Origin of the sequence: Roseinatronobacter sp. NSM, from assembly GCF_052379845.1 — a bacterium.
Taxonomy (GTDB): domain Bacteria; phylum Pseudomonadota; class Alphaproteobacteria; order Rhodobacterales; family Rhodobacteraceae; genus Roseinatronobacter.
Map to the genome: position 1 here is coordinate 14,059 of NZ_JBQTCF010000010.1, position 17,833 is coordinate 31,891.

Below are 17,833 nucleotides of genomic sequence, written 5' to 3' on the forward strand. Positions count from 1 at the left end.
CTAGCACGCAGCTTCACAGCGTTGCGTATATTTTTGCGCCGCGCGCTACCATAATGTTAGCTGCCGTCCCCCCACAACTCCATCTGCCAGCCAGCGGGGGATGTGCATATCTGCGGGTCGGGCGGGGTCAGGGCGGCGTGGTCCTTGTGGTCATAGGGCAACTGGCCCAGAATATGACGCAGAACGGCCAGCCGCGCGCGGTATTTATCCTCGGACCGGATAACGCACCATGGCGCAAAATCAACATGACTGCGCTGGAATGTGTCTGCGATGGCATGGGTGTAGCTGTCCCATTTTGCCAGCCCGTCAACATCGATCCGCGACAGTTTCCAGTGCTTCATCGGGTCTGATTCGCGCGCCAACAGGCGGCGCAACTGTTCCGCGCGGCTGACATTCAGCCATATCTTGACCAGATGAACGCCATCATCCACCAGCATGCGTTCAAATTCCGGCACTTGCTGGAAAAAACGGGCGCGCTGGCCGGGGGTGCAAAACCCGAACACATGTTCAATGACCGCGCGGTTATACCAGCTGCGGTCAAACAGCACCATTTCCCCGCCCGCAGGCAGGCGCGCCACATAGCGCTGAAAATACCATTCGCGCAATTGCCGGTCCGTGGGGCGCGGCAGGGCCTCGACGCGGACAGTGCGGTGATTCGTCACTTCGGTGATGCGGTTGATGGCCCCGGATTTGCCAGCAGTGTCGCGCCCCTCAAAGATGATAACCACGCGCTGGCCTGTCTCGGCCACCCAATGTTGCAACTTGACCAGTTCAAATTGCAGCGGCTTCAGGTCATCTTCGTAATCGGATTTCTTCATCCAGCGCGGATAGGGGTAATTCCCCGCCAACGTGTCACGCTTGCGGGCATCAAGCACCGTCTGGCGCAGCGCGTCTGGCGCGGTGTCATTCAAAAACGCAGTCACCAGCCCGTCAAGGGGCATCGGGATCTCACTCATACCTTATTCCTTATGCTAGTCTGGCCAGCAAAGGCGGAAATTCGGTCTGATGCAAGTGAAGGTTGGAGCGGGCAGCGGGAATCGAACCCGCACCAAGAGCTTGGAAGGCTCATGTGATACCATTTCACCATGCCCGCGCTGGTCACGGATTAGCGCAAGGTCATGGCAGGGTCAAGCGCTGGCTAGGCCCGCATCAGGGGCCTGCGGGGCAAAAATACCGTGATGACCCCCAACGCCGGCAACCACGCACAGGCCTGATACACCCATGCAATGCCGCGATAATCCGCCATAACCCCCAGAAGCGCCGCCGCAATCCCGCCAAAGCCGAAGGCCAGCCCGAAAAATATTCCCGCCACAAGCCCCACGCGACCGGGCAGCAATTCCTGCGCATAGACCACAATGGCCGGAAAGGCCGACGCGATGACCACGCCAATGATCACCGACAAGACACCCGTGGCCACAGGGCCGACATGCGGCAACAGCAACGTAAAGGGCAAAACCCCCAGAATGGACACCCAGATCACCACCAACGGTCCGAACCTGTCGCCGATCAGCCCGCCCAGCATGACACCGGCCGCCGCCGCGGCCAGAAACAGGAACAGCATTTGTTGCGCAACCCCGATGCCCATGTCGAAACGGTCAATCAGGAAAAACGTGTAGTAACTGCTGATGCTGGCGGTATAGGCGTTCTTGCTGAAGGTCAGAATGGCCAGAATGACAACCGCCCGGACAACCCGCCCGCGTGGCAGGCCACTCTCGCGGCTGGGACGCCCGCGCGCGGCATTGGCGCGGTTGATTGCCCCATACCATGCCCCCACACGGTTCAGCAAAACCATTCCGATCAGGGCCAGAATCGCAAACCACGCCACACTTGGCCGCCCCAAGGGCAGCACGATGAACGCCGCCAGCAACGGCCCCAGCGCAGACCCGAAATTGCCGCCCACCTGAAACAGTGACTGCGCTGTGCCAAACCGCCCGCCTGACGCCAGCCTTGCCACGCGGCTGGCTTCGGGGTGAAACACCGCCGACCCCACGCCAATCAGCATCGCCCCCGCAAGCAGGCCACCATAGCTTTGCGCGCTGGCCAGCAACACCAGCCCGATCAGCGTTGACCCCATGCCCACCGGCAGCGATTGCGGCATGGGCCGACGGTCCGTCACCAACCCCACAAGCGGCTGCATCAGCGACGCAGTGACCTGAAACGCAAATGTCATCAGACCGATCTGCCAGAAGCTTAGCGAAAACTCCTGCGCCAGCAACGGATACAATGCCGCCAGCAGCGATTGCATCACATCATTGATCATATGACAAAGGCTGATGCCGACCAGCACAATCCATGTTGTCGTTGCGGCGGGGGTATCTGACGTGGCGACCATGACATCGCGCCTTTCGAAAGCAAGGGGGGGGGGCCAAGGCGGGCAACATGCGCAGCACCGCGCGAAAATGCAAGTAGGGACCGCGTTCGCACTTTCACACCATCCGGGTGCGTGCCACAAAGGGCCGGTAGCGCAAACAGGAGTCGCACATGAAACGATCTGCGATCAATCAGATATTGCACGCCGCCGACGAATTTATCGCCAGCTTCCGCTTCGCCCTGCCCCCTTTTGCGCACCTGTCGCCCGACGCCCTGCGCGAAAGCGATCATGGCCATATCAGGGAACGGCGGCTGGGCTGGGACATCACCGATTATGGCGGCGGCGATTTCACGCGCATGGGACTGGCGCTGTTTACCTTGCGCAATGGCACCTTGGCGGACCTGCAACAGGGGCGCGGCATGGTCTATGCCGAAAAGCTGCTGATTTCACGCGTCCATCAACTTAGCCCCATGCACACCCATATCATCAAATCCGAAGATATCATCAACCGGGGCGGCGGCACATTGGTGGTGGAACTCTACGCCTCATCGCCTGACGGGCAGCGCGACACTTCCGCGCCAGTGACGGTCATGTGCGACGGCATTGCCCGCACCTTGCCCGCAGGCGGCAAACTGCAGCTTGCCCCGGGCGAAAGCGTGACCCTAAGGCCCGGGGACTGGCATGCCTTCTGGGCCGAAGGCGCGGATTGCCTGATTGGCGAAGTCAGCACCGTCAATGATGACGAAACCGACAATATCTTTGATCCCCCCCTGCCGCGCTTCGCCACCATTGACGAAGATACGGCCCCATGGCGGCTGCTGGTCAGCGACTACCGCCTTCATCTTGCCTGAAATACTCGCGGGGGGACCGGCCCGTCAGGGCCGGTCGGGGCGGCAGCCCCTTTTTCTCGCTACGGCCCGACACGCCTATTCGGCGGCGCGCAAGGGAACCTGCGGCGGCAGCGGGTTTTCAAGCTGAAGGGGCAATTGTTCTTCCAGCGGGGCGGGCGGCACATGCCAGATAAGCTCTGTCCCGCTGATCCCGCGCAGCTTGCGCTCCAGCGCATTGTCGCGCCGCGCAGCTGATCCGCGCCGCGACAGCACCCAGCGCAGGCCCAAAGCCCCGCGATAGGCCCCTTTTTCAATCCAGACCCGCAGCGCCAGCATGGCGGGCGTCAACATCAATGTCAGGATCGTGGCAACCCCCAGACCAAACACCACCGCAGTGCCCAACTGCTTCCACCAAAGCGAGGTGGGGTTGTCGATCGCATAGCCGCCATTGGCAAAATCTATGCTGATGCCCAGCATCATGGGCGTCAGGCCCGCCATTGTGGTGGTCGTGGTCATCAAAACAGGGCGGATGCGCGCTTCAACAGTGCGGATGATCGCTTCGATCCGGGGCATGATGGCCGCATAATTCTGATAGGTATCGATCAGAACAATGTTGTTATTCACAACAATCCCCGCCAGCGCGACAATCCCTGTCCCCGTCATGATGACCGAGAAGGTCTGATCCATGACAATCATGCCAATCAACACCCCGGCCGAGGACAGAACGACCGCCAGCAACACCAGCACCGAGTTATAGAAACTGTTGAACTGCGTCAGCAAGATGACGAACATCAGGCCCAGCGCGGCACTGAAGGCAACAGTCAGGAACTGTGTGCTTTCTTCCTGATCCTGCTGCTCACCGGTCCATTCCCAAGCCACGCCGTCGGGCAACGGGTTTTCTGCGGTCAACCATTGCGTCAGGGTTTCAATGCGCTCGGTCGCCGTGATGGGCACCATCCGCCAGCCGTTGCGCTCAATCTCGGACAGGGTGGCTTGGGCGCGGTCATAGGCATCGCTGCCCGGCGTATTCTCGCGCGGGATGGTCTGGGACCGCGGCACAACGCGCATGGTCTGGCCCGATGCATCCACCAGCCGGACCAGACTGCCGCGCACATCGGCCTTGACGTCGAAATAGCGTTGCTGGTCCACCCTGTCGATCTGGCCGCGCCGCGCCACAGGCCGGGTGGTGATGAAATTCGACAAAGGGACCATGCCGAAACTTGTCTGCACGCGCAGGGTTTCCAGCGTTGACAGCAGCCTGTCCCCGTCGGGCAAGCGCACGCGGATGTCGATTTCCTCATCCGAGCTGTCGACACGCATTGTGTCCAGCAACAGCCCGCGCGTGACCAGTTGCACCATGCCGCCAATGGTGGCCACATCAGCGCCGAAACGCCCCGCCATGGCGGTGTCGACATCTATTTGCCAGTCAATGCCGGGAATGGGGCGGCTGTCTTCCAGATCAAACAGGCCGGGGGTGTCACGAAACCGCGCCAGCACCGTTTCCACAGCCCCTTCCAGCACGTCGAAATCCTGACCCTTCAGCCGCAGGTGCACGGGCTTCTGGCCCGCTGGCCCGCCGCTTTGCATCAGAAATTCCGTCTGCAGGCCGGGCACTTGCGCGAATTTCTGTTCCAGCCGTTCCAGAATGGTGGCGCCGCGCATTTGCGGGTCGCCGATGCGGGTTTGCCAATGGGTCAGTTCAAACTGGATCTGGCCTATTGCATCGCGCGGGGGGCCTGCGCCTGCAGTATTGGTGTTCAGCCCACCATCCCCCGCGAAGGCGAACACCGCGTCGATCCCGTCTTCGGCAAGGGTGATTTCTTCGATCTGGCGCACCAGCGCGTCCTTTTCCGTGATCGAGAAATTGCCCCGTGCCCGCACATAGATGATGCCGCGTTCCGGTTCGGTTTCGACGAAGAATTCCACCCCGCGATTGTTTTCGCCATAATACTGGAAGGTGGCAACAACGAAGGCCGCAACAGCCACAATCAACACCACCGGCATGACAGGATTGCCCACAAACAACCGCATCACATGGCCAGTGGGCGAATAGCGGCGGCGCGCCTCGATGCGGCGGGGTTTTGGCTGGGGTTTGATGGCCGCAAAGCTGATGGAAATGCCCATCGCGGCCAGCATCATCAACACGGCACCGGGCAAAAGCTGCACCGCTGATTGCGCGGCCTGCGTGCCCCCCTGCAAATAGCCGGGGTTCAGCAACAGCATGGCCCCCAGCCACATGGCCGCTGCCGCCAGCACGGCAAAAGGCAGGCGCGCCAGCCATGGCAGGCGGCGCAGCCCCTGTGTGGCATGGTCCAGAACGCGCGCCGCGCGGCCACTAAGCCCGCCCAGAACCGGCAGGAAAATCAGCGCGACAATCAGCGATGCAGTCAACACGAAAATCAGCGTGACAGGCAACATGCCCATGAATTCGCCCGCCACCCCCGGCCAGAACAGCATGGGCAAAAACGCGCATAGCGTGGTCGCGGTGGATGCGGTGATGGGCCAGAACATGCGCTGGGCGGCCTTGACATAGGCCTGCATCGGCCCGTCGCCTTCCTGCAATCGTTTGTCGGCGTATTCGGTCACGACCACCGCGCCGTCCACCAGCACCCCCACTGCAAGGATCAGGCCGAACATGACAATATTGGACACTGCAACACCCATGATGCCCAACAAGATAAAGCACAGCAGGAACGACGCGGGAATGGCAAACCCCACAAGCATGGCAGACCGTGCGCCCAGCGCGGCCAGCACCACGATCATGACAAGGGCAATTGCCGTCAGAACCGACCCTTCCAGTTGCCCGACCATTTCATCCACCTGCACGGATGTATCCATCGCGGGGGTTATGCGAATGGCCGTCTGCAGTTCTTCCGGCCAGCTGGCACGTTCTGCGGCAATGGCTGCGCGCACCTGTTCGGCAGTGTCGATCGCGTTGAAGCCCTTGCGCTTGACCACCTGAATGGCAAGGTTTGTTTCCCCATTGAACCGCGCCGTGCCCGCGCGGTCCGCAAATGTCATGCGAATTTCCGCCAGATCGCCCAGCCGGACAACCGAATCGCCATTCACCTTGACCGGCAGGCGGTAAATATCTTCCGGCCCGGCAAAACTGGCGGGAACAGTCACCCCGAATGCCCCGGCCGATGTTTCCACCTCGCCGGCGGCGACAAGCTGGTTGTTCTGCGTCACCACATTAATCAATTCGCCTGCAGTCACGTTATAGGCTTCCAGCCGCAACGGGTTGATCAGCACCTCAACCATCTCATCGCGCGCGCCGGCAATTTCCGCTTCCAGAACGGAGTCCAGACCTTCGATTCTGCTTTGCAAATCGCGGGTAGCGCGCAACAGCATGCGTTCAGACACATCGCCAGACACGGCGACAATAATCATGGGGAATTCGGAAAAGTTAATCTCGGTAATTGAATAATTTTGCGCACCACTGGGAAATTTGCCTTCGGCGCGGCCCATCGCATCGCGCACATCGGCCAGCGTGGCGGTTTTGTCCCACCCGAATTCAAATTCCAAAACGGCAGCGGCGAAGCCGTCAGCGGAAAACGCGCTTAGCATTTTCAGCCCGTCCAGATCGGACAGTTCGGTTTCCATGGGGCGCACCAGCATGGTTTCGCCATCCACCGCCGAAATGCCGGGAAAGGGGACTGAAATGATGACCGCCGGAACCTCGATATCCGGCTCGCCTTCTTTGGGCAGGTTGAAATAGGTCACCGTTCCCGCAAACAGGGTCATGACCACCAAGGCCATGACCATGCGCGCATGGCTGGCCGCCCATGAAACAAGCCCGATCATGGTTCAGCCCTTTGGGTCGTCTGCTCCACGGCGTCCACATAAGCCCCTTCGCGCGTGAATTCCTGGCCCAGGATGATCGCGGTGACAACCTCAGGCAAACCCGTCAGCCAAACGCCCGACTCCGTGTCGCGCAGCACAGTGGCGGGCGCGAAACTGACCAGCCCCGCATCATCCACCACGCGCAGGCCCAATTCGCCGCTGTCATTCAGCGTCAGGGCCGAGCCGGGCAGCAGATGGCCCATCTCCGGGCGCGAATTCACCATGATATCGGCACTTTGGCCGTCCCGTATCAGCATATCCGCGTTGGGCACGGTCACTTCGACACGGAAGGTGCGCGTTTGCGGGTCCGCGGCGCGTGACAGAAAACTGACCGCCCCCGCAACCTGATGACCGGAAGCCAGTTGCGCCTGTGCGGGGGCGCCGGAAACCAGACGGTCAATCTGGGTTTCGGTGGCAAACCCCACAAGGCGGATGGGGTCCAGCTGGATCAGCGTTGCACATAGTGCGCCGGGCTGAAGCAGACTGCCCAGTTCTGCAGTGTCGCTTTCCAATATGCCATCGAAGGGCGCATACATGACAAGGCGGGCCATCTCCTCTACGGCGCGGTCAACGCCTGCCTGCGCCGATTGCAGCGCCGCGCGCGCATTGGCCAGCCGCGTGTCAGATGCAAAGCCGCTTTCGGACAGGCCAGATGCCGCGCGAAAGTTGATCTCGGCTTCGGTCAGGCGGGCGCGCGCTTCATCAAGGGCGGCATTGCGCACGCCGGGCGCAACTTCGCACAAGGGGGCACCGGCCGCGACCTGCGCGCCGCGCCGCAGGGGTTCGGACGTGACCAGACCGGATGTTTCGGCGCGCACATCAACCTGACGCGCCGCTTCGGTGCGCCCGCGCAGCACAACCGTATTTTCGATTTCACGCGCCTGCGATGTCTGGACAACCACACGGATGCGCCCTTGCACAGGGGTGTCAGCGTCGTCTTGAACCGTGTCTTCCGTCACGACCCCCGCATAGCCCAGCAGCGCGTCGCGTTCCATCACAGCCAGATAAATAACCGTCATCACCAACAGCGCGGTGAGCAGTGGAAACAGACGCATGCCGATCACTCCGATCCGTAGAAAACACACTTGTGAATATACGCTGAACTACAGGGTTCAGATTAAACATCGCAACGACAAAGCACAAGTGATGTTTATTTGATTAACATACACAGCGCACAGAAGATTTCAACACTTGCGGCGCAGTGTTGCGCAGGGCTTGGCAATTCCCCCCGCTTCGCGGTATGAATGCACAGTTTTTGTCCAACGAGGTGCTGCGTGAGCAATCCTGACAGTTTCATTGATGAAGTCACCGAAGAACTGCGCCGGGACCGCATGACGGGCTACCTGCGGCGATATGGCTGGATCGCCGTTCTTGCGGTCGTGCTGATTGTCGGGGGGGCCGCGTGGAACGAATGGCGCAAGGCCAGCGACCGCGCATCGGCGCAGGCATTCGGGGATGCGGTTCTTGCCGCGCTGGAAAATGACGCGCCCGCCGACCGGATACAGGCGTTGGGGCAAATTGACACCACCGGCCCGCAAAACGGCGTCGTCAGCCTGCTTGGCGCGGGCGAGCTGTTTGAAAGTGACCGCCCCGCGGCACTTGCCGCGCTGCGCGCCGCATCGGAAGATAGCGCATTGACAGATGCCTATCGCCAACTGGCCGCGTTGAAATACGTTATTGCAGCGGGCAGCGATGTTCCCGCCGCAGAACGTGAGGCAATCTTGGCGGGCCTGTCACAGCCTGGCCGCCCCTTCCGGCCACTTGCACTGGAACAGACGGCGCTTTTGCAGTTGGAACAGGGCAATTCGGAAAGAAGCATTGAAATTCTGACGGACTTGTTGTCACAATCTGACGTGTCGGATGCGCTTGCACGCCGGGCGTCGCAACTAATCATTGCCTTGGGTGGTGATCCCACCGCAAACTGATAAAAGGGCCTGCCGCCCCCGCGGGCATTCATTCCAAACCGGCCTTTCGGACCAGATTTATAGGAGCGCATGGTGAAACTCTGGACATACGCGAGCATCCTTGCCCTTGGCACCCTAGTTGCCGCTTGTGATCGCGGGTTCATCCTTGAAGGGGAACGCTTCCCCTTGCGCGCGCCTTTTGCGGAAGGCGCGGGTGAAGCCCCGGTCAACCGGGCGGACCCTATCAGCCTGCCTGCCACCGCCAGCAACAGCGAATGGACCCACCGTCTGGGAACGCCCAGCACACGCATTGCCCATCCTGCCCTTGGCGGTAGCCTGCAACCTGTCTGGTCGGTGCCCATCGGTCAGGGCGAAGGGCGGCGCCAGAGAATCACTGCTGAACCCGTGGCCAGCGGCGGCCTGATTTACACGCTGGACAGCCACGCGCGGGTCACTGCCGTGACCACGCAGGGCGAAATTGCCTGGACACGCGACCTGACGCCCTCATTCACGCGCGACGGGGATGCGGCGTCTGGCGGGGGGCTGGCCGTGGCGAACGGCCAGCTTTATGTCACGTCGGCCTTCGGGGTTCTGGCGGCGCTGGACCTGCGCAGCGGCGCGGTGGCCTGGACCAAGACATTTGACGCGCCCTTGTCAGGGGCGCCCACAGTTGCCGGGGACCGCGTGTATGTCGTGGCATCCGACAGCACGGCATGGTCTATTGATGCAGCCACTGGCCAGACCGACTGGCACCTGACCGGCACGCCATCCCCGGCCAGCATGGTGGGCGGTGCCGCCCCGGCCATTGCGGGCAATCTGGTCCTGTTTCCCACACCTGCAGGCGAACTTATTGCCGCGCGCCGCGACACAGGCCAGACCATGTGGCGCACGGTAATTGCGGGCACGCGCGTCGGGGTGGCCTATGCCAAGGTCACAGATGTGACGGGCGACCCGGTTGTTCAGGGCGATCAGGTTTTCGTGGGCAACCAGTCGGGCCGCGTCATGGCCCTGAACACCCGCGACGGCAGCCGCACCTGGACCGCGGATGAAGCGGCCTATGGTCCGGTATGGCCAGTTGGCGGGTCCGTGTTCCTGATGTCGGACCGCAACCGCCTGATCCGGCTGGACAGCCGCACAGGGGACTTCATCTGGGCGCAGCCGCTGCCCCTGCATACAGAAACTCGCGAACGCCGCCGCGCGGAAATTTACGCCCATTACGGCCCGCTTCTGGCAGGCGGGCGCCTTGTCGTTGCGTCCAGTGACGGGCGCATCCGCTTGTTTGACCCCGCATCCGGGGCCATGAGCGGCGAAATTGAATTGCGCGGCGGCGCGGCCATCAGCCCCATCGTGGTGGGCGGCACGCTGTATGTCGTGTCGCGCGACGGGCAGCTGCACGCCTATCGCTAGACCCGAACAACACCGCCAGCCCTGCGGGACACTCCTGCAGGCCATGGCGTCCCGTTTTCCTGATGGCCCCTGTGCGGGGCCATCACGCTTTCCCCGGAGGGGCATATGAGCTTCACTCTTGCTATTGTCGGCAGGCCGAATGTTGGCAAATCGACCCTGTTCAACCGCCTGGTGGGCAAACGTCTGGCCTTGGTCGATGACCAGCCGGGTGTGACCCGTGACCTGCGCGAAGGGGCCGCCAAACTGGGCGATTTGCGCTTTACCGTGATCGACACCGCCGGTCTGGAGGAAGTCACCGATGACAGCCTTCAGGGCCGCATGCGCCGCCTGACCGAACGCGCAGTGGACATGGCCGATATCTGCCTGTTCATGGTGGATGCCCGCACCGGGATTACGCCCACTGACGAAATGTTTGCAGACATCCTGCGCAAACGCTCCAGCCATGTCATTCTGGCGGCCAACAAGGCCGAAGGACGGGCCACTGATGGCGGTGTGCTGGACGCCTACAGCCTTGGGCTGGGGGAACCCGTGCGCCTGTCTGCCGAACATGGCGAAGGGATGGACGAACTTTACCACATGCTGCGCCCGCTATCAGACGCCTTTGAGGAACGCGCAGAAGAAGACGCGCCCGAAACCGACCTTGATGTTGCAGATGATGACACCGACACCCCCGAAGATTTCACCCCAAGCGCCAAACGCCCCTTGCAGGTTGCTGTCATCGGGCGGCCCAATGCGGGCAAGTCGACGCTGATCAACAAGATCCTGGGCGAAGACCGCCTGCTGACAGGTCCCGAAGCGGGCATTACCCGCGATTCGATTTCCCTGTCGATGACATGGCTGGGCACACCCACGCGCATTTTCGACACGGCAGGCATGCGCAAGAAGGCGCGCGTGGTGGACAAGGTTGAAAAGCTGTCCGTCGCGGACGGGTTGCGCGCTGTGCGGTTTGCCGAAGTGGTGGTGGTGCTTCTGGACGCCGCGATTCCGTTTGAACAACAGGATTTGCGCATTGCCGATTTCGCGGAAACCGAAGGGCGGGCGGTGGTTGTCGCGGTCAATAAATGGGATCTGGAAGATGACAAGCAAGATAAGCTGAAAGCCCTGCGCACGGGGTTTGAAAAGCTGCTTCCCCAACTGAAAGGCGCACCGCTGGTCACCATTTCCGCCAAGACAGGCAAGGGGCTGGACCGCCTGCACGCGGCCGTGCTGCGCGCACATGAAGTGTGGAACCGCCGTGTGCCCACTGCCCGGTTGAACCTTTGGCTGGCCGCCATGGTCGAGGCCCACCCGCCCCCCGCACCGGGCGGGCGGCGCATCAAACTGCGCTATATGACACAGGCCAAAACCCGCCCACCGGGATTTGTGGTGATGTGTTCCAACCCCGAAGACCTGCCCGCAAGCTACAGCCGCTATCTGGTCAATGGCCTGCGCGACAGTTTCGACATGCCGGGCACGCCCATTCGTATGTTCATGCGGTCGCAATCTGACAAAAACCCGTATAAGGGCCGCAAGAAAGCGCCACCATCCAAGCTGCGCAAACACTTGCAGGGGCGCAAGGCAGACTGACCCGCAGGGTTATTGGCTTCTTAACCAATATGGGGCATGCTCAGCCTGTTCATAAAGGGGCATCGGGAATGAAGGCTGTGATGCGAAAACTGGGTGTCGGGCTGGTCGCGCTTTGGCTGTCCATCGCGCAGGGTCCCGCATTTGCGGATATGGCGCTTGATGCGCGCGTTGTCATGTCGGGCCATTCACTGACCGACCCCATCCCCGACATGCTGCGCCCCATGGTCCAAGCCACTGGCGGGCGCGGGGCGGTCATTGACCGCTCCACCATTCCCGGCAGCCCGATGGACTGGCGCTGGAACAACACTGCCCAACCCGTGGATGCCCGCAGCGCGATGGGAAATTACGACCTGCTGGTGCTGACCGAACGCGTGCCGTTGCTGAACACCATGGGGTATCACAATTCAGCGGATGAAGCGCTGAAATGGGCGCGCCATGCATGGGAAAACGGCGCGCGCACAGTGCTATATGCAACCTGGGTCACGCGCGACACAGGGCCGGGGTCAGGCGATGACACTTCGGAGGGGCATATTCCGTTTCGTGACCGGCTGCAGGTGGAACAGGCGCGCTGGCTGGAAATCCGCGACCATGTGAACCGCCACCGCCCAGATGGCATGCCCGAAATGGTCATGATTCCCGGCCCGCGCCTGATGACAGCGCTCTATGACGCCATTGCGGCGGGCACTGCGCCCGGACTGGCCAGCATGGATGCGCTGTTTCGGGATGATATTCATGTCAATGATCTTGGGGCCTATGTCATGGCCTTGGCGCATTATGCGGTTATTTACGGCCGCAGTCCGCTGGACGTGCCGCCAGGTTTGGGACGCACGCCCACGCCCGAACCGGAACTGGCGCGCTGGCTGCAACAGCTTGTTGCAGATGTGCTGGCGCAGGCCCCGGAAGCAAAGCCCGCTGGGGGGTAACCACGGTGCAAGACAGGGCACGGGGCATAAACTGTCGCAAAGCTGACCATATCGGGATTGGAACGTGACGCGCAAAAGTGGGACCCGGCTTTGCGCGCAAGAATACGCGGCCACCAACGGGTTGTGTGAGTCGCGTGAATGCCAATGAACGCGGACACACGTTAAACAGCGTCATTGATGGCGGCGTTATGGCCTGAAGCTGCCCTTCGCACTTGGACATAGCACGCGCTATCGGCGGGCCGGGGTTTGCCGATCCGGCGTTATAGGGGACGCACTTTATCCACGCGGCATATTCCTGACATCAAACGCTTGGCACGCCTTCAGGTCATCGGCAGGCCGCGGGACGGCCCGCCGATGGCGCGGCGGCCTGCGGCCTTGATTCCGCGCCGGGGCATTCCCAATGTCCGCAAAAGGACAGTTCCGTCTGCCAAAGGCGTGTTTGCCCCCCAGGCCATTGGCAAAAGCTACTGCCCCGCCGGACCAATCTGCCCAACGGGGCCAAGCGCCCCGGTCTGCGCACGCTGCATCAGCAGATGGTCCAGCAAAACGCATGCCATCATCGCCTCACCCACAGGGACGGCGCGAATGCCCACACAAGGGTCATGACGCCCCTTGGTGACCACATCTGTGGGGTCGCCCGTGCGCGTGACAGATGCGCGCGGCGTGTGGATGGACGATGTGGGCTTCACCGCAAATCGCACGACAATATCCTGCCCGGTCGATATTCCGCCCAGAATGCCACCCGCCTTGTTGGACCGGTAGCGCGGCCCGTCTGGCCCCATTTCGATTTCATCGGCATTTTCAACGCCGGTCAAGGTGGCGGCCCCCATGCCTGCGCCGATTTCCACGCCCTTGACCGCGTTGATGGACATCATCGCTGCCGCCAGTTCAGTGTCCAGCTTGGCATAGATCGGCGCGCCCAGCCCTGCCGGTGCCCCTGTGGCCACCACTTCCACGACTGCGCCCACAGAATTGCCGTCCTTACGGATCTGGTCCAGCGCCTGCGCCCAGTCCTGCGCGGCCTGCGCGTCGGGCACCCAGAAGGGGTTGCGCGCAATTTCAGCCAGATCGAACCGCGCGCGGTCAATCACATGCGGCCCCATCTGCACCATATATCCCGCAATGGTCAGCCCCGGCACCAATGCCGCCAGCGCGGCCCGCGCCACACCGCCCGCCGCCACCCGCGCTGCCGTTTCGCGCGCCGAGGACCGCCCGCCCCCGCGCGGGTCGCGCAGCCCATATTTCTGGAAATAGGTGATATCGGCATGGCCGGGGCGGAAAGTGTCAAGGATATTGCCGTAATCCTTGGACCGCTGGTCCACATTGCGGATCATCAGTTGAATGGGCGTGCCGGTGGTGTGCCCGTCATAGACGCCTGAAAGAATCTCCACCTCATCAGGTTCGCGCCGCTGCGTTGTGTGGCGGCTTTGGCCGGGTTTGCGTTTGTCCAGCCAGTGCTGCAACATGGCGGCATCCAGCGCCACGCCGGGGGGGCAGCCGTCCACAGTGGCCCCAAGGGCGGGACCATGGCTTTCGCCCCAGGTTGTCACACGGAACAGATGGCCAAAACTGTTATAGCTCATGGGCGGCACTCCTTTGGGGAAACCCTTAGCGGGAAGGCGCGCAAGGCTCAAGCACTGCCCTTGCCCGATGGGGCGAAAACCCCTAAGTGATGTCATACCTCGGGGGGCTTGCTTGCAAGCTGAGATGCGACATGCGCGGACCCGTTGAACCTGAACCGGTTAACACCGGCGGAGGGAAGGTGCGGGTTTGCCCCCCGTTTCAATCCTCGCCCGTCGTGACAACAGGAGAGTGAACGAATGGCACGTTTCCATTTCGCGGCAGTTGCTGTTCTGGCCATGACAGCCCCCGCGCAGGCCGACACATTGACTGTTCTGGCGCCTGACTATTTCGGGTCCAGCTGGGGACCGGGGCCTGCCATCAAGCAAGGGTTCGAGGCCCGCTGTGATTGTACGCTGGAATATCGCACAGGCGACGTTCTGCCCCGCCTGATGCTGGAAGGGGCACGCCTGCAAGCCGATGTCGTCATGGGCCTTGGCACGGATGAAGTGCTGCGCGCGCGCCAATCGGGGCTGTTTGCCCCCCATGGGCAGGATCTGGCCCCGCTGACCGTGCCTGTTGACTGGAGCGATGACATATTCATCCCCTTCAACTGGTCCTATGCGGCCTTCGTCTATGACCGCACACGGCTGGAGAACCCGCCATCCAGTTTTGCCGAACTGATTGAACGTGATGATATTTCGGTCATCTGGCAAGACCCGCGGTCGTCGGGGGCGGGGCTTGCGCTGATGTTGTGGGTGGACCATCTGTATGGCGATGAGGCGCGCGCGATCTGGCAGAACCTGGCCGCCAAGACAGTCACCGTCACCGCCGGCTGGTCCGAGGCTTATGGCATGTTCACTGATGGCGAGGCCGACATGGTGCTCAGCTACACCACATCCCCCGCCTATCATATTGCCGAAGAAGATGACGACACCAAAGCCGCCGCCATTTTCGACGAAGGGCATTATTTCATTGCCGAAGCGGCGGGCGTTCTGGCAGGCGCGGCACAGCCCGACCTGGCGCGGCAGTTCATGGACTACATCCTGTCGCGGGACTTCCAGTCGATGATTGCGCTGGCAAACTGGTCCTACCCGTCGGCCTTGGCGCGCGATGACTGGCCGCAGGTGTTCCGCGATTTGCCGCTGCCCGAACAGGCCATTTTCCTGACCGAGGACATGGCCGATGACCGCCGCGCCCCCGCCCTTGCGCATTGGCTGGATGGCATGACGCGGTGACCCGCGACGCCGCCCGGTCCGCGCGACTGGTCACCTTGCTTGCGGGTGGGGCCGTGGCCGCGTGGCTGCTGGTGCTGAATTTCGGGGCCCTGGGGGCAGTTGCCCTGCGTGCCGAAGGGTTCAGCGCCTTGCGCGGCGCAGACTGGGCAGCGGTGCGGTTCACGCTGGTTCAGGCGGTATTATCGGCGGCCCTGTCGGTGGGGCTGGCCGTGCCCATTGCGCGCGCGCTGGCGCGGCGGCAGTTCAGGGGGCGGGGCGTGTTGATCACGCTGATGGGGGCACCGTTCATTCTGCCCACATTGGTGGCGGTGCTGGGGTTGCTGGCGGTGTTTGGCCGGTCCGGGATCATCAATCAGGGGCTGGACTGGGCAGGGCTGGCGCGGTTCAACATTTTCGGGCTGCATGGCGTTGTGCTGGCGCATGTGTTCTATAACCTGCCGCTGGCCACGCGCATTCTGTTGCAGGGCTGGGCCGCCATTCCCGCCGAACGGTTCCGGCTGGCCGCAAGCCTGGGTTTCACACCCCGCGACACGTTCCTCCACCTTGAAGCCCCCATGCTGCGCGCGCTTTTGCCCGGCGCGGCGCTGGTTATTTTCCTGATCTGCCTGACCAGTTTTTCAGTGGCCCTGACCATGGGCGGAGGGCCACGCGCCACGACTGTGGAACTGGCAATCTATCAGGCGTTCCGGTTTGACTATGACATGGGGCGCGCGGCAATGCTGGCGCTGGTGCAATTCGCAATTTGCGCTGTGGCGGGGGTGGTGGCGTGGCGCGTGGCCCTGCCGCAGGCACTGGGCGGGGGGCTGGACAGGCCAGTGCAACGGTTTGACACCGGCAGCGCAGGGTTGCGGCTGTGGGACAGCGCACTGATTGGGGCGGGGGCGCTGTTTTTGCTGGTGCCGCTTGGCATGATCAGCTTGCGGGGGGTGCCGTATGTCGCGGGCCTGCCCCCCGAAATATGGCACGCGGCGGGCCGGTCGCTGAGTGTGGCGCTGGGGGCCACGGGCGTGACATTGGCCATGACGCTGGCCTTGGCGCATGCGGTGGTTGCCCTGCGCGCGGGCGCAGTGCTGGAATGGTTGGGGCTGGCCGCGCTGGCCGCATCGCCGCTGGTCATCGGAACGGGGTTGTTCTTGCTGATCCAGCCCTTGGCCAACCCGCGCGATTTCGCGCTTCTGGTCACGATGCTGGTGAATGCGGGAATGGCAATGCCCTTCGCGTTGCGGCTGATTCTGCCCGCGCTGCGCGACACAGTGGCAACGCATGGCAGGCTGTGCGATGCGCTGGGGCTGCATGGCGTGGCGCGGTTGCGTATTGTCACCCTGCCCCGCCTGCGCCGCCCGTTGGGGTTTGCAGCAGGGTTGACGGCGGCACTTTCGATGGGGGATCTGGGCGTCATCATGCTGTTTGCCGAACGCGAAGGCGCGACCCTGCCCATGCAGCTGTATCGCTTGATGAGTGCCTACCGCCTGGATGACGCCGCAGGCGCCGCGCTGGTCTTGCTGGGGGCCAGCCTTGCGTTGTTTTGGGTTTTTGACACATGGGGGCGCCGCCATGCTGGCACTTGACACCGTGACAGTGCGACAAGACGATTTCACGCTGACGGCCGATCTGCGCCTTGATGCAGGCACGCGAACCGCCGTGATTGGCCCTTCGGGGGCGGGGAAATCTACCTTGCTGGGGGCCATCGCGGGGTTTGTGCCCATCGCATCGGGGCGGGTCACATGGAATGGGCAGGACATGACCGCGCACGCCCCGTCGCGCAGGCCCATCTCGACGTTGTTTCAGGATAACAACCTGTTTGCGCATCTGACTGTGTTTGCCAATGTCGCGCTGGGGCTGAAGCCGTCACTGCGGGTCAGCGCGCGCGAACAGGAACAAATTAACGCAGTGCTGGCGCGTGTGGGCTTGGCGGGCTTTGGGGCGCGCAAGCCTGCGCAACTGTCGGGCGGGCAACAAGGGCGCGTGGCGCTGGCGCGGGTTCTGCTGCGCGCGCGCCCGCTTTTGGTGCTGGACGAACCCTTTGCCGCGCTTGGCCCCGCCCTGAAGGCCGAAATGCTGGCGCTTGTCGCCGATATATGCGCGCAAACCAACGCCACGCTGTTGATGGTCACCCATGACGTGGGCGATGCGCGGGCCATTGCCGAACAGACCATTCTGGTGGCCGACGGGCAGGCCAACGGCCCTTTTCCCACAGCGGACCTGCTGGACAACCCGCCACCGGCACTGCGCGCCTATCTGGGATAGTCGC

Annotated in this window: 13 protein-coding genes, 1 tRNA gene and 1 riboswitch; of the genes, 8 read left to right on the forward strand and 6 right to left on the reverse strand. The window is 62.5% G+C overall.

What is annotated here, in order from left to right; all coding sequences use genetic code 11:
- Positions 1-56: 56 nt before the first annotated feature.
- The 3 genes from ppk2 to ACTZWY_RS07180 all read right to left on the reverse strand — a co-directional run bounded on the left by ppk2 (position 57) and on the right by ACTZWY_RS07180 (position 2,332).
- Complete coding sequence (gene ppk2 / locus ACTZWY_RS07170; RefSeq protein WP_444790012.1) at positions 57-956, reverse strand: polyphosphate kinase 2; 900 nt, start codon at positions 954-956, stop codon at positions 57-59.
- 63 nt (positions 957-1,019) lie between these two features.
- Positions 1,020-1,093 (reverse strand) — tRNA-Gly (locus ACTZWY_RS07175).
- Positions 1,094-1,138: 45 nt separating this feature from the next.
- Entirely contained in the window at positions 1,139-2,332 is a 1,194-nt protein-coding gene (locus ACTZWY_RS07180) for an MFS transporter (RefSeq protein WP_444790013.1), read from the reverse strand.
- A 149-nt stretch (positions 2,333-2,481) separates the two neighbouring features.
- On the opposite strand from ACTZWY_RS07180, the gene ACTZWY_RS07185 reads away from it, so the two are divergent.
- On the forward strand, positions 2,482-3,162 hold the full coding sequence (locus tag ACTZWY_RS07185) for a D-lyxose/D-mannose family sugar isomerase (protein WP_444790014.1): 681 nt from the start codon (positions 2,482-2,484) through the stop codon (positions 3,160-3,162).
- A 75-nt stretch (positions 3,163-3,237) separates the two neighbouring features.
- Here the strand turns inward: ACTZWY_RS07185 and ACTZWY_RS07190 are convergent, their stop codons facing one another.
- Together ACTZWY_RS07190 and ACTZWY_RS07195 are read right to left on the reverse strand one after the other, a co-directional pair.
- Positions 3,238-6,945 carry an efflux RND transporter permease subunit gene (locus tag ACTZWY_RS07190; RefSeq protein ID WP_444790015.1) on the reverse strand — a complete coding sequence of 1,236 codons (3,708 nt, stop codon included), beginning with the start codon at positions 6,943-6,945 and terminating at the stop codon, positions 3,238-3,240.
- Positions 6,942-8,039, reverse strand: coding sequence for an efflux RND transporter periplasmic adaptor subunit (locus tag ACTZWY_RS07195; protein WP_444790016.1), 1,098 nt, complete (start codon positions 8,037-8,039; stop codon positions 6,942-6,944). The genes ACTZWY_RS07190 and ACTZWY_RS07195 overlap by 4 nt, the downstream gene beginning before the upstream one ends.
- Before the next feature lie 219 nt (positions 8,040-8,258).
- On the opposite strand from ACTZWY_RS07195, the gene ACTZWY_RS07200 reads away from it, so the two are divergent.
- The 4 genes from ACTZWY_RS07200 (at position 8,259) to ACTZWY_RS07215 (ending at position 12,784) form a co-directional block, all read left to right on the forward strand.
- The gene (locus tag ACTZWY_RS07200; protein WP_444790017.1) at positions 8,259-8,909 is read left to right on the forward strand and encodes a hypothetical protein; all 651 of its coding nucleotides are present in this window, start codon (positions 8,259-8,261) and stop codon (positions 8,907-8,909) included.
- 69 nt (positions 8,910-8,978) lie between these two features.
- Entirely contained in the window at positions 8,979-10,295 is a 1,317-nt protein-coding gene (locus ACTZWY_RS07205) for an outer membrane protein assembly factor BamB family protein (protein ID WP_444790018.1), read from the forward strand.
- A 105-nt stretch (positions 10,296-10,400) separates the two neighbouring features.
- Positions 10,401-11,861, forward strand: coding sequence for a ribosome biogenesis GTPase Der (gene der / locus ACTZWY_RS07210; protein ID WP_444790019.1), 1,461 nt, complete (start codon positions 10,401-10,403; stop codon positions 11,859-11,861).
- 68 nt (positions 11,862-11,929) lie between these two features.
- A complete protein-coding gene (locus ACTZWY_RS07215; RefSeq protein ID WP_444790020.1) occupies positions 11,930-12,784 on the forward strand; it encodes a hypothetical protein in 855 nt (284 codons plus the stop codon).
- A gap of 464 nt (positions 12,785-13,248) precedes the next feature.
- Here ACTZWY_RS07215 and aroC read toward each other — a convergent pair whose 3' ends face one another.
- Positions 13,249-14,367: a chorismate synthase gene (gene aroC / locus ACTZWY_RS07220; protein ID WP_444790021.1), complete on the reverse strand. Its 1,119-nt coding sequence runs from the start codon at positions 14,365-14,367 to the stop codon at positions 13,249-13,251.
- 90 nt (positions 14,368-14,457) lie between these two features.
- Positions 14,458-14,561: riboswitch (TPP riboswitch) on the forward strand.
- 43 nt (positions 14,562-14,604) lie between these two features.
- On the opposite strand from aroC, the gene ACTZWY_RS07225 reads away from it, so the two are divergent.
- Genes ACTZWY_RS07225 through thiQ form a run of 3 tightly spaced genes read left to right on the forward strand, consistent with a single transcriptional unit; the run spans position 14,605 to position 17,829 of the window.
- Complete coding sequence (locus ACTZWY_RS07225; RefSeq protein ID WP_444790022.1) at positions 14,605-15,582, forward strand: thiamine ABC transporter substrate-binding protein; 978 nt, start codon at positions 14,605-14,607, stop codon at positions 15,580-15,582.
- Positions 15,579-17,150, forward strand: a complete 1,572-nt coding sequence (locus ACTZWY_RS07230; RefSeq protein ID WP_444790023.1) for a thiamine/thiamine pyrophosphate ABC transporter permease ThiP — start codon at positions 15,579-15,581, stop codon at positions 17,148-17,150. Before ACTZWY_RS07225 ends, ACTZWY_RS07230 begins: the two co-directional genes overlap by 4 nt.
- Entirely contained in the window at positions 17,137-17,829 is a 693-nt protein-coding gene (gene thiQ / locus ACTZWY_RS07235) for a thiamine ABC transporter ATP-binding protein (RefSeq protein ID WP_444790024.1), read from the forward strand. Before ACTZWY_RS07230 ends, thiQ begins: the two co-directional genes overlap by 14 nt.
- Positions 17,830-17,833 lie beyond the last annotated feature (4 nt).